Genomic DNA, 12,346 nt, shown 5'->3' on the forward strand with positions numbered 1-12,346 from the left:
GGATGCGCCCACCATTCAGCCGCGGAAATACGGGTGACGGGCATCGCACGGGGCGGGATCATAGGGGGCATGCCTGGTCCCTATGTCATTCGCGGTTCGGTCGTGCTCCCCGAGGCGGAGCTCGCCTGGCGCTTTTCGCGATCCTCCGGGCCGGGCGGGCAGCACGTGAACACCTCGGACTCGCGCGTGGAGCTGCTGTTCGACGTGGCGGCGACGAAGGCGCTGCCGGACGTGTGGAAGGAGCGGGCGCTGGAGCGGCTCGCGGCCCGGCTGGTGGACGGGGTGCTGACCGTACGCGCCTCCGAGCACCGCTCGCAGTTCCGCAACCGGGAGATGGCGCTGGTCCGGATGGCGTCCGTGCTCGCCGAAGCCACCGCTCCGCCGCCCAAGGCGCGCCGCGCCACGAAGATCCCGCGGGGGATCAACGAGCGCCGGCTCCGGGAGAAGAAGGCCCGGGCCGAGACCAAGCGCGGGCGCACCGGCCGCGACTGGTGACGGCGCAGGCTCTCAGCCCGCCAGGTGGCGGTAGCGGCCGCGGAAGTAGGTCAGCGGCGGGGAGTCGGGGGACGGGAGCGCCGAGGTGAGGACGCGGCCGACGACCAGGGTGTGGTCGCCCGCCTCGACGCGGTTCTCCGTACGGCATTCGAGGGTGGCCAGGGCGCCCGTCAGCAGCGGGGCCCCCGAGACCTCGCCGCGTACGTAGGGCAGGTCCGCGAAGAGCAGCCGGTCGCTGATGCGGTTCTTCATCGAGAAGCGGCCCGCCACCTGCACCTGGTGGTCGGCGAGGACCGAGACCGCCCACAGGGGCTGCTCCGCCAGCAGGTCGTCCATCCGGGAGCCCTCGCGCAGGCTCACCAGGACCAGCGGCGGCTCCAGGGACACGGACATGAAGGCGGTGGCCGTCATGCCGACGTCCTCGCCGCCCGGACCGTCCGGCGTCAGCGGGTTCTCGTGTGCGGTGATCAGGCACACGCCCGCCGCCAGGCGGGACATCGCGGCCCGGAACTCGTCGTTGCTCACGCCCTCAGGATGAAGGGTGGAGGCGATCGGCATGGGTACAGGGGTCGTCTTCGGCACGTCCGGAACGCTAGTCTCGCCCTCCCGCGCCGCGCATCGGGCCCGAGTCCGAGCCGCGTCCCCGCCCCTTGGCCTAGGCCCGGGCGTATCGTTTGCTCCCGGGAATGCAGGGGAGCGCTCCCGGGCACCGCCACCCCCACCGCTCACCTTTATTCATCTCATGTGACTTGAGTCACAGAGGGCAAGATTTGTTGACCCTGTGTACCTGGCGCACAGCTCACTGTGATTCAGTGGACGGGACACCGCAACGAAACGCCGATGACAAACCTGGAGTTGCTGTCGAGGTCTCGGGGAGAGCGAGCAATGGAGACCGAGTCGGAGCCGTACGTCCGTCTTGCGACCCTGCGGCAGCTTCACCAGGTGGTGGCCGAGCTCAATACGGCCAGGAGCCTGGCGGACACTCTGCAGACCGTCGTGGACGGCATTGTCGTGGGCCTCGGCTACCAGCTCGCCTGTGTCAACCTCGTACGCCCTGACGGGGATCTCGTCGTCGCCGCGTTCGCCGGCGACCCCGCCGCAGAAGCCCTCATCACCGGCCGCGTCGGCTCCCGAGCCTCCTGGGAGCGCCGTCTGACGATGGGGGAGAGCTGGGACGGGCTCCGCTTCATCCCGCACACCGAGGGCTGGGTCCTCCTCGAGGACGACGTGCCCCAGTGGCACACCGACGGCCCCGATCCGCGCTTCGAGGACGAGTGGCATCCCGAGGACCGGCTCTACGCCCCCATGTATGCGTCCGGCGGGGAACTTCTGGGTGTCATTTCGGTGGACAGACCGCGCAATGGGCGGCGCCCCGGCGCGTGGGGGCGCGAAGCGCTCCAGATGTACGCCTTCCAAGCCGCGATTGCGATCAGCAACGCACGGCTGCGCGCGAACATGCAGCGGGCCCTGGTCCGGCTGGAGCGTGAACAGCAGGCGCTGCGCGCGAGCGAGGAGTCGTTCCGGCAGGCCTTCGAGTACGCGCCCAGCGGCATGGCGATCGCCGAGATGGGCGGGGACCAGCACGGGCGGCTGCTGCGGACCAACGACGCACTGTGCCGGCTGCTGGGCCGGCCCGCCTCCGTACTGCGCCGGTACTCCTTCTCCGACCTGGTCCACCCCGAGGACATCGGGACCCTGCTGCGCACCTCCGCCGAGGGCGGCCGGGCCGAGCTGCGGCTCGGGCGGCGCGACGGCACGTACGTATGGGTGTCGCTGCGCAACTCCGTCGTCGCGGACGCCGCCGATGGGCCGCGCTTCCTGCTCACGCACGTCGAGGACATCGAGGAGCGCAAGCGCCACGAGCTCCAGCTCGCCCACCGGGCCAGCCACGACTCGCTGACGGGCCTCCCGAACAGCGCCGAGCTGCGCGCCCGCCTCGGCGCGCGGCTGTGCCGCAGGCCGCAGTCGGTCCGCGCCACCGCCGTGGAGGCGCTCGACGCGGCCTACGAGGGGCACGGCGTCGCCGCGGGGCTCCCGGCAGGTGGTGGTGGCGGTGAGCACGGCTTTCAGCCCGACGCCTTCCCCGAGCCCTTCGAATTCCCCGGCGCGCCCGCGGTGCCCGGCACCCCCGGAGCCCCCGGGACCCCCGGCGCGGGGGCGGGCCCGTTCGACCACCACGTGCACACGGTGGCGCCCGCGACGGACATCGACGACGGGACGAAGGGGCTCGCGGTGCTCTTCTGCGATCTCGACGGGTTCAAGTCGATCAACGACCGGTTCGGGCACCACACGGGTGACGCGGTCCTGATCGAGGTGGCCCGGCGGTTGACGACGGGCGTCAGGGACGGTGACACCGTCGCTCGGCTGGGTGGTGACGAATTCGTCGTCCTCGCGGACGGACTGGGCGCCGCCGACGCCGCCGACCTGGCCGTCCGGCTGCGCAACGCGATCATCCCGCCGATCCGCGTGGACGGCCGCGCGGTCCGTGTGGGCGCGAGTTTCGGCATCGGCTGGGCCAGCTGCGGCATGTCGGCGGACGAGGTGCTGCGCTCGGCCGACCAGCGGATGTACATCGAGAAAAGGTCCCGTTCCAAGGCGCACCGCCGGGCCGGATGAGGCGATCGGCCGCCCGTGGGTGCACGTGTTCGGGGTAGGCTCCCGTGGGTTGAAAGGAGTGACCTGCGATGACGACGCCCGCGAACCACGGCTCGAACAGTGGGGCGAACCAGCCCGAGGACGACGACCCGTTCGGCTACCTCTACGCGGACGGTCAGGCCGCCGGAGCCACCCCGCCCGCGCCGGGCGGTGGATACGGCTACCCCGGCCCGACGGTCGGTGGCCAGCCAGGCGTACAGCCAGGTGTCCCCCGTACCTCGTACAACCAGGTGCGCACGGTCGGCGAGCGGACGTACGGCGGCCAGCGCGGCGCCCAGGTTCCGCCGCAGCAGCAGCCGCCGGCCTACCAGGCCCAGTACCAGGCCCCTGAAGCCCTCCAGGCGGGCGGCTACGGGGTTCCGCCGCAGCAGGGACAGACCACGGCGTCGATCCCCGCGCCGGGCGGCCACGGCGGAGGCGGCGGTTCCAGCCGCAAGGGCATGCTCATCGCGGCGGTCGCGGTGGTTGCCGCGGTCGCGATCGGCATCGGTGCGGCCGTGACCTTCGGAGACAAGGACAAGGACAAGAAGGACAAGGGCAACGCGGCGGGCGGGCAGCAGTCCGCGCAGCCGCAGAACTCCTCCTCCGCGCAGCCGAGCCCCTCGGACTCCCCGCAGGCCCCGCTGCCCAAGGCGGACGCCTCGGGCGCGGGCATGTCCCTCACGGGCGGCGCGCACCTGGAAGGCACCATCCCGGGCGCGAAGAGCGCGGGCGGCCAGTACGTGGGCGGCTTCAACGCCCCCGGTGCGGCGCTGACCTGGACGGTGGACGTTCCGACGGCCGGGGACTACACGCTCTTCGTGAACTACGGGGTGCCCGGGAAGGACGCGAAGGCGACCCTCACGGTCAACGGGCAGAGCCCGAACCAGTCGCTGAACCTGGCGAACTTCGCCAAGGCCGACGCCGGAGCCTGGGACAAGGGCTGGCAGCGCACGTACGCGTGGATCACCCTCAAGAAGGGCACGAACACGATGAAGATCTCGTGCGAGCCCGGAAACCAGTGCGAGGCGGTCTTCGACCAGCTCGACCTGGGCCAGGGCCACATCAAGCGCTGACCTCCCACCGGCACCCGGGCACCGCCCGTCGCCGGCCCGGAGACACGAATCCGGCCCCACCGCGCATGCGGCGGGGCCGGATCCCGTTGTGCCCGTCGGCCCGTCAGCCGCAGTGGACCCAGCCGGTGTTCTCCCGGTGCGTCGACGGCAGGTAGGCGGAGTCCCGCCAGGCGCCAGTGACGCTGGCGGAGACCTGGACGCACGCGCCGCGGGCGGAGACGTACACCGGCCCCGCGTACTGGGTGTAGGACCGCTGGCCGTCGCCGTCGCTGCCGCCGCTGCTGGACGTCAGGCTGATGGACATGCCGTCGGTGACGAGGAAGTTGGCGTCACGGCGCAGGATCGCGCAGTTCTTGCCGGTGGAGCTGTTGAAGTACAGGAAGATGACGCCGGCGCCGGTGGCGCCCTGGCTGTTCCCCAGCGGGTAGGCGTCCTGCTGGTAGTAGCCCGCGCCGCAGGAGCCGCCCGAGATCGTCTGGGCCTCGGCGGGCACTGCGGCCAGCGTGGACACGGCCACCACCCCGGTGACGGTGGCGAGCGTGTTGCGGACGATGCGCTTCATGTGTTTCGGCCTCACGTGTTACAAGATCAACTGAATGTGTGATCTTAAGGCCCGTCAGATGCCGCCGGTGACACAGACGTTGTGGCGCAGCTCCTCGTACGTGTGCGGGTCGAACTCTCCGGCCGTCGGGGCGTGGACCGTGGCGGCCGAGAGGGCTACCGCGCGGGTCAGGCGGGCCGGCCAGTCCAGGCCTTCCGTGAGGGCCGACAGCAGGCCCGCCACCGCGGAGTCGCCGGCTCCGGTCGGGTTGCCCGCCAGGGCGCGTGGCGGGGCCGCCCGCCAGGTGCCCTGGGCGGTGGCCGCGAGCAGCCCGCCCGGGCCGAGTGAGGTGACCACGGCGTGCGCGCCGCGGCGGCGGGCGTCACGGGTGGCCTGCAGCGGCTCTCGGGAGCCGGTCAGCTCGGCGAGCTCGGCGGCGTTCGGCTTGATCATCTCCGGGCGGGCGGCGACCCCGCGGCGCAGGGCCTCGCCGCTGGTGTCCAGGAGGGCCGGGACCCCGGCCGCGCGGGCGGCCCGTACGAGCACCGCGTACGCGCCCACCGGCACGCCCGGCGGGAGGCTGCCGCACAGGGCGACCGCGCCGGCGCCGGCCAGCAGGGCCTCGTAGCGGGCGAGGAACTCCGCCCACTCCGCGGAACTGATCAGCGGGCCCGGCTCGTTGAACTGCGTGGTGTCGCCCGAGGCTTCGTCGACCACGGCCAGGGTGCGCCGGGTGGTGCCCGCGCAGGGCACCAGAGCGTCCGTCACCTGCGGGGTATCGGCGAGCAGTTCGCGTACGACGGCGCCGGTGCGGCCGCCCGCGAAGCCGGTCGCGGTGACCTCGTGGCCGAGTGCGGCCAGCACGCGGGCGACGTTGAGGCCCTTGCCGCCGGGTCTTTCGGTCACGGCGGTGACCCGGTGCGTGGTGTGCGCGATCAGTTTCGGCACGTGGTGGGTGACGTCGAGTGCGGTGTTGAGCGTCACGGTCAGGATCATGGCAGGCCCCGGTCTCGGTGTGTGCCGGGATCATGCCAAACAGCAGTGCGGGCGGCCCAGTCCCGCGGGCCGCCGCCTGCCCCCCCCATACCCGCTCAGACCAGCGGATCCACGATCCATTCGCCGCGCCGCATGACGCCCTTGACGTCGAACTCCGCGTCCAGGACGACCAGGTCGGCGTACTTGCCCGGCTCCAGCGAGCCGACCTCGCCGTACAGGCCGATCAGCTTGGCGGGGTTCACGGAGATCGCCTGGACCACGGACTCGACGGGCAGCTTGTCCAGCGTCACCGACCGCTTGAACGCGGTGTCCAGGGTCAGCGTGGAGCCCGCGATCGAACCGCCTTCGACGAGGCGGGCGACGCCCTCCTTGACCTCGACCTCCAGCGGCCCGAGGTGGTAGATCCCGTCGCCGAAGCCCGCCGCGTCCATGGCGTCGGTGATCAGCGCCACGCGGTGCGCGCCCGCGTGGTGGAAGGCCAGCTCCAGCATCGCCGGGTGCAGGTGGGTGCCGTCGTTGATCAGCTCCACGGTGACCCGCTCGTCCTCGAGCAGCGCGGCGATCGGGCCGGGGGCGCGGTGTTCCATGCCGGGCATCGCGTTGTAGAGGTGGGTGGCCACGGTGGCGCCCGCGTCGATGGCCTGGCGCGTCTGGTCGTACGTGGAGTCGGTGTGGCCGATCGCGGCGATGACCCCGTGCTCGGCCAGCAGCCGTACGGAGTCGAGCCCGCCCGGGAGTTCGGTGGCCAGGGTGACCATGCGGGCGGCGCCGTGCGCGGCGTCGATCAGCTTGCGGACCTCGGCCGGGTCGGGGTCGCGCAGCAGCTCCTCCTTGTGCGCGCCCTTGCGGCAGGCGTTGATGAACGGGCCCTCGAAGTGGATGCCCGCGATCTCGCCCGCTTGCGTCAGCTCGGCGAGCAGCCCGGCGCGGCGGGCCAGTTCGTCGAGGTCGCCGGTGACGGTGGAGGCGACGAGCGTGGTGGTGCCGTGCTCGCGGTGGGTCCGTACGCCCTTCAGGACCTCCTCGGCGGTGCCGGAGGTGAAGGAGGCGCCGCCTCCGCCGTGGTTGTGCATGTCCACGAAGCCGGGGACGATCCAGTGCCCGGACAGGTCGACGGTCCGCACGCCCTCGCCGGCGCTGCCGGCGATGCGCTCGCCGTCGACGATGACGCGGCCGCCCGCCACGGTCCCGGTGGGCAGCACCACCCTGGCGCCGGAGAGAACGGTGCTGTGTGCGCTTCCGGACATCAGGCAGGTACCTCCGTGGCGAGTAGGTCCCAGGCGAGCAGCCCTGCGCCCAGGCATCCGGCGGTGTCCCCGAGGGCCGCCGGAACGATGTCGGGCAGCCGCTGGAACGTCACGCGCTCCTCGACGGCCTTCCGTAGTGGTGTGAACAAGGTTTCCCCCGCCTCGGCGAGCCCGCCACCGATGATCAACGTGCGCGGGTCCAGCAAGGTGATCGCGGTGACCAGGCCGTCGGCGAGGGCGCCGACCGCGGTCAGCCACACCTCGCGGGCGCGCGCGTCGCCGGACTCGACGGCCTTGGCGCAGTCGGCGGCGTCCGCGGCGGGGTCGCCGGATGCGTTCGCCCAGGCGCGGCTCACGGCGGACGCGGAGGCGAGGGTCTCCAGGCAGCCGTACTGGCCGCAGCCGCAGGCGGGGCCGCCGGGGCGGACCACGATGTGGCCGATCTCGCCGGCGTAGCCGTGGGCGCCGGCCTCGATGCTGCCGGCGATGCCGATGGCGCCGGCGATGCCGGTGCCGAGGGGGACGAACAGGAAGCGGTCGGCGCCGCGGCCGGCGCCGATGCGGCCTTCAGCGAGTCCGCCCGTGCGCACGTCGTGGCCGAGGGCCACCGGGAGGGAGCCGAGCCGTCTGCTCAGCAGCTCGCGCATCGGTACGTCGCGCCAGCCCAGGTTCGCCGCGTAGACGGCGATCCCGTTCTCGGCGTCGACGATGCCGGGGACGGCGACGCCGGCCGCGGAAGCGGGCACGCCGAAGCGTTCGCGGCCGAGCCCGGACAGCTCGGCGGCGAACTCCAGGATCGTCTCGACGACGGCGTCGGGGCCCCGGTCGCGGCCGGTGGCGCGGCGCGCTTCGTGGAGCAGGGTGCCGTCGTCGGCGATGAGGGCGGCCTTCATCCCGGTGCCGCCCACATCGAGGGCGATGACGTGCTTCACGGCGTGTTTCACGGGTTTCACAGGTGACAGTCTCGCGTGCTCGGCGGGGAAAGGTCTAGTCCATTGGAAGGGATTGTTGAGCTGCCATACAAATTCGCGACCCAGGTCGGGACACGAACCGGACACGGCGCGTTTCCCGATGTGGACGAGCCGCCAAAGTGGTGTAGACCTTACGTGGATCGTACGTACAACAAGGGGTGGATCGAGAACTGTGAAGGGCCGTTACCTGAGCCTGGCCGCGACCGGAGCCGCGCTGGGCCTGACCGCCGTGGCGCTGACCGGCTGTGGAACCGTGGGGAGTCTCACCGGGGACAACGAGGTGACCCTGCGGGTCGTGGCGGCCGACTACGGGGACAATCCGCAGAACTCCTCGTCGGGGTATTGGAAGGACCTCGCCGCCGGCTTCGAGAAGGACCACCCCGGCGTCAAGGTCGAGGTCAGCGTCTACTCCTGGTCCGAGGTCGACGCCAAGGTCGCGGCGATGGTCAAGGCCGGCAAGGCCCCCGACATCGCCCAGATCGGCGCCTACGCCGACTACGCGGCCGCCGGCAAGCTGTACACGGCGGACGAGCTGCTCTCCGTCACCACCGAGGCCGACTTCCTGGCGCCGCTCGCGGACGCGGGCAAGGTCCGCCGGGTCCAGTACGGCATGCCGTTCGTGGCCAGCACCCGCCTGCTCTTCTACAACGAGAAGCTGCTGACGGACGCCGGGGTCATCCCGAAGGACGCCAAGGGCGGCTGGCAGCCGAAGAGCTGGGCCGACCTGGAGGCCGCGGCGAAGAAGCTCAAGGCCGCGGGCGTGGCGACCCCCTTCGCGCTGCCGCTGGGCCGCGAGGAGGCGCAGGCCGAATCGATGATGTGGATGCTCTCCGGCGGTGGCGGCTACACCGACAACGAGGAGGCGTACGCGATCGACTCCCCGGAGAACGTCAAGACCTTCGAGTTCCTGCGCGACAAGATGGTCGGCCAGGGGCTGACCGGGCCGACGGAACCGGCGAAGACGGACCGCCGGGCCGCGTTCGACGCCTTCGCGCGGGGCGAGGTCGGCATGCTCAACGGCCACCCCACGCTGATCAAGCAGGCGGGGGAGAAGGGCGTGAAGTTCGGCATGGTGGCCATGCCGACCGCCGACGGGACCGAGCACCCGACGATGGGCGTCGCCGACTGGGTGATGGCCTTCAAGAACGGCCACCGCAAGGAGTCCGGGAAGTTCCTGGACTACCTGTACGAGGCGAAGAACGTGACGGCCTTCACCAACAAGTACGACCTGCTGCCGGTCACGACGAGCGGCTACCGGGCGACGGACGCCGGTACGGGGGGTGCGGCCCCGCAGCTGAAGACGTTCCTGCAGGCGCTGCCGAACGCCCGTCTCTACCCGGTCGGCAAGAAGTCCTGGGCCGGGGTGAGCGAGGACGTGAAGCAGAACATCGGCAAGAGCGTGCAGCCGGGCGGGCAGCCCGCGAAGGTCCTCGAGGACATCGCGGAGGCGGCGCGCAAGGCGGACGCCCACTGACCTGCGGGCCGGCCGGTCCGCGGGCGCCCGCCGCTCGGCGGTGGGCGCCCGGTGGCTGTCGGAGGGCGGCGTTAATCTGGCCGTATGACGGACGACGCGAGCCCGGACGGGAGGCCGGACGGGAGGCCGGACGAGGGGCCGGACACGGGGCCGGACACGGGGCCGGACACGGGGCCGGACACGGGGCCGGACACGGGGCCGGACAAGGCGCTGACGGCCGCCGAGGCCGCGGTGCTCGCGTACGAGGGACGCACCTGGCCCGGGCCCGGGGCCAAGGAGCGGGCCATACGGGAAGGGCTGGGGATGACCCCGGTCCGCTACTACCAGCTGCTCAACGTGCTGATGGACGACCCGCGGGCGCTGGCCCACGCGCCCGGCACCGTCAACCGGCTCCGCCGCATCCGCGAAGTCCAGCGGGCCCGGCGCTGACGCATCGGCGCCCACGGGCCCGCCGCGCGCCGTAGCCGTGGCCCGGCAGGGCCGTTAGGGTCGTCCGTATGGGGAGCCATCCGCACAGCATGCCGATGCCCGTCACCGCCGCCGGACGCGAGGGACTCGAAGCCCTCCTCCGCGCACCCCGCCGATCCGTGGTCGCGCTCGACTTCGACGGCACCCTCGCCGAGATCGTCCCGGACCCGGACCAGGCGCGTGCCGACCCGGGAGCCGTCGGAGCGCTGGCCTCCCTGGCCCCGGAGGTCGCCTCGGTGGCCGTGATCACCGGCCGCCCGGCGGGGGTCGCGGTGCGCTACGGGGGCTTCGCAGGCGCTGCCGGCCTGGAACACCTGGTGGTCCTCGGCCACTACGGGGCCGAGCGCTGGGACGCGGTGAGCGGCATCGTGCACACCCCGGCCGAGCACCCGGGGGTCGCCGCGGTACGGGCGGAACTGCCCGGGTTCCTGGACTCCATCGGCGCCTGGCGCGGTACGTGGATCGAGGAGAAGGGCCGGGCGCTGGCCGTCCACACCCGGCGCGCCGAGGACCCGGAAGCGGCCTTCGCCGCGCTGCGCGAGCCGCTGGCCGAGCTGGCGGCGCGGCACGGGCTGATGGTGGAGCCGGGGCGGGCGGTGCTGGAGTTGCGTCCGCCGGGGATGGACAAGGGCGTGGCCCTGACCGAGTACCTGGCGGAGACGGGCGCCGAGGCCGTGCTGTACGCGGGGGACGACCTGGGCGACCTCGCCGCGTATGCGGCCGTGGAGAAACTGCGGACCGACGGCATGCCGGGGCTGCTGGTGGCCAGCGGCTCGGCCGAGGTTCCCGAGCTCGCCTCCCGGGCCGACCTCGTCCTGAACGGCCCGGGCGAGGTCGTCGCCTTCCTGGCCACCCTGGCCGAAGCCATCCGCTCCGTGAGCCCGACGCCGTAACCGCCGCGCGGGGGCCCTCTCCACCCCGCCCCTCGGCGGGGCGGGGAGAGGGCCCGTGCGCAGCCGTTGCCGTTACGCCGCGCGGAGGGCGGCCAGTTGGGCCGTGAACCAGGCCGTCGGGGGGAGGGCCGTGGCCGCCGAGGCCAGCCGCTTCGTGCGCTCCGCACGCTCCTCCGCCGGCATCGCCAGCGCGGCGTGCAGCGCCCCGGCCGTCTCCGACACGTCGTACGGGTTCACCGTCAGCGCGTCCTCGCGGAGCTCCCCGTACGCCCCCGCCCCGGTCGACAGCACCAGGACGCACCCCGCGTCCGAGACCACCGGGATCTCCTTCGCCACCAGGTTCATCCCGTCCCGCACCGGGTTCACCAGCGCCACGTCCGCCAGCCGGTACGCCGCCAGGGAGCGCGCGAAGTCGTCCTTCACCGACACCAGCACCGGCTGCCAGTCCTCGGTGCCCAACTCCTCGTTGATCTGCGCGGCCAGTTCCCGCACCGCCTCCGTGTACGACCGGTACACCGCCAGGTCCTGCCGGGACGGGTACGCCGAGGCCAGGTGGACCACCCGGCCCCGCCATTCGGGGTGCTCGGTCAGCAGCTCCCGGTACGCCAGCAGCCCCCGCACGATGTTCTTCGACAGCTCGGTCCGGTCCACCCGGACGATCGCCCTGCGGTCCCCGATCTCCGCCCGCAGCGCCGCCAGCTTGTCGTTCACCTCCGGCCGGTGTGCCAGCGCCCGCAGTTCGTCGCCGTCCACGCCCAGCGGGTACACGGCCACGGTCGTCCGCCGGTGCGGCACCGGGCCCCTCGTCATCTTCTCGATGTACGGCGCGTCCCTCGGGTCCGCCCCGGCCACCGTCTTCGGCTCCGCGATGCCCCGCTCGTCGTCCAGCTGCGCCGCGGTCATGAAGCTGTGCGCCCACGCCCACGTGTGGAAGCCCACCACGTCCGCCCCGAGCATGCCCCACATCAGCTGCGCCCGGATGTCGTCGGGGAGCATGTCCAGGAACTCGCGCGAGGCCCACGGCGTGTGCGTGAAGTGGCTGATCTTCAGGTCCGGTCGCAGTTCCCGCAGCTCACCGGGGACCAGCGCCAGGTGGTAGTCCTGCACGAGCACCGCCGCGCCCTCGCCGGCCTCCTGCGCCAGCGCCCGTGCGAAGGCGCGGTTGTAGGCGACGTACGACTCCCACCGCCGGCGGAACTCCGCGTCGAAGACCGGCTCGCGCGGGATGTCGTACAGGTGGTGGTGCGTGAACCACAGCACCGAGTTCGCGATGCCGTTGTACGCGTCGTCGTACGTGGTGGGATCGATGTCCAGCATCCGGACACCGGGTTCGGAGACACCGCGGCGGACCGCCTCCCGGTCCGCCTCCGACAGCGCCGCGCAGATCCACAGCGCTTCCGGCTGCCGGGCGAGGGCGGCGGAGAGGCCGGAGACGAGGCCGCCGCCGCCGCGCCGGGTGGTGAGCGTGCCGTCGTCGGCGAGGAGGTAGGAGAGCGGGCCGCGGTTCGCTGCAACGAGTACCTGGGAAGCCATGCGGCGAACCTAGCCCGG

At 72.6% G+C, this 12,346-nt stretch carries 12 protein-coding genes; 6 read left to right on the forward strand and 6 right to left on the reverse strand.

Going from position 1 to position 12,346, the window contains the following annotated elements:
- The first annotated feature begins 69 nt into the window (after positions 1–69).
- Positions 70–495: an alternative ribosome rescue aminoacyl-tRNA hydrolase ArfB gene (gene arfB, locus OG299_RS22145; RefSeq protein ID WP_053786579.1), complete on the forward strand. Its 426-nt coding sequence runs from the start codon at positions 70–72 to the stop codon at positions 493–495.
- Between the two features lie 12 nt (positions 496–507).
- On the opposite strand, the gene OG299_RS22150 is transcribed toward arfB, so the two are convergent.
- Positions 508–1,053: a flavin reductase family protein gene (locus tag OG299_RS22150; protein ID WP_327364572.1), complete on the reverse strand. Its 546-nt coding sequence runs from the start codon at positions 1,051–1,053 to the stop codon at positions 508–510.
- Between the two features lie 327 nt (positions 1,054–1,380).
- On the opposite strand from OG299_RS22150, the gene cdgB reads away from it, so the two are divergent.
- Positions 1,381–3,111, forward strand: coding sequence for a diguanylate cyclase CdgB (gene cdgB / locus OG299_RS22155; protein ID WP_327362377.1), 1,731 nt, complete (start codon positions 1,381–1,383; stop codon positions 3,109–3,111).
- A gap of 68 nt (positions 3,112–3,179) precedes the next feature.
- Positions 3,180–4,205, forward strand: coding sequence for a CBM35 domain-containing protein (locus OG299_RS22160; protein WP_266628100.1), 1,026 nt, complete (start codon positions 3,180–3,182; stop codon positions 4,203–4,205).
- 103 nt (positions 4,206–4,308) lie between these two features.
- On the opposite strand, the gene OG299_RS22165 is transcribed toward OG299_RS22160, so the two are convergent.
- From OG299_RS22165 to OG299_RS22180, 4 genes are all read right to left on the reverse strand, one after another.
- Complete coding sequence (locus OG299_RS22165; RefSeq protein WP_327362378.1) at positions 4,309–4,767, reverse strand: hypothetical protein; 459 nt, start codon at positions 4,765–4,767, stop codon at positions 4,309–4,311.
- A 54-nt stretch (positions 4,768–4,821) separates the two neighbouring features.
- Positions 4,822–5,742 (reverse strand): 1-phosphofructokinase family hexose kinase, encoded by a 921-nt coding sequence (locus tag OG299_RS22170; RefSeq protein ID WP_327362379.1) that lies wholly within the window; start codon positions 5,740–5,742, stop codon positions 4,822–4,824.
- 95 nt (positions 5,743–5,837) lie between these two features.
- Positions 5,838–6,989, reverse strand: coding sequence for an N-acetylglucosamine-6-phosphate deacetylase (nagA, locus tag OG299_RS22175; RefSeq protein ID WP_327362380.1), 1,152 nt, complete (start codon positions 6,987–6,989; stop codon positions 5,838–5,840).
- Positions 6,989–7,921, reverse strand: coding sequence for an ROK family protein (locus OG299_RS22180; RefSeq protein WP_266633438.1), 933 nt, complete (start codon positions 7,919–7,921; stop codon positions 6,989–6,991). The genes nagA and OG299_RS22180 overlap by 1 nt, the downstream gene beginning before the upstream one ends.
- A 211-nt stretch (positions 7,922–8,132) precedes the next feature.
- On the opposite strand from OG299_RS22180, the gene OG299_RS22185 reads away from it, so the two are divergent.
- The 3 genes from OG299_RS22185 (at position 8,133) to otsB (ending at position 10,795) form a co-directional block, all read left to right on the forward strand.
- Complete coding sequence (locus OG299_RS22185) at positions 8,133–9,434, forward strand: ABC transporter substrate-binding protein (RefSeq protein WP_266628110.1); 1,302 nt, start codon at positions 8,133–8,135, stop codon at positions 9,432–9,434.
- 84 nt (positions 9,435–9,518) lie between these two features.
- Positions 9,519–9,863, forward strand: coding sequence for a DUF3263 domain-containing protein (locus OG299_RS22190; RefSeq protein WP_327362381.1), 345 nt, complete (start codon positions 9,519–9,521; stop codon positions 9,861–9,863).
- A 68-nt stretch (positions 9,864–9,931) separates the two neighbouring features.
- Positions 9,932–10,795: a trehalose-phosphatase gene (gene otsB, locus OG299_RS22195; RefSeq protein WP_266628114.1), complete on the forward strand. Its 864-nt coding sequence runs from the start codon at positions 9,932–9,934 to the stop codon at positions 10,793–10,795.
- 72 nt (positions 10,796–10,867) lie between these two features.
- On the opposite strand, the gene OG299_RS22200 is transcribed toward otsB, so the two are convergent.
- On the reverse strand, positions 10,868–12,328 hold the full coding sequence (locus OG299_RS22200; RefSeq protein ID WP_327362382.1) for an alpha,alpha-trehalose-phosphate synthase (UDP-forming): 1,461 nt from the start codon (positions 12,326–12,328) through the stop codon (positions 10,868–10,870).
- Positions 12,329–12,346 lie beyond the last annotated feature (18 nt).

This window comes from Streptomyces sp. NBC_01296 (assembly GCF_035984415.1).
In the GTDB taxonomy this organism is placed as follows: domain Bacteria; phylum Actinomycetota; class Actinomycetes; order Streptomycetales; family Streptomycetaceae; genus Streptomyces.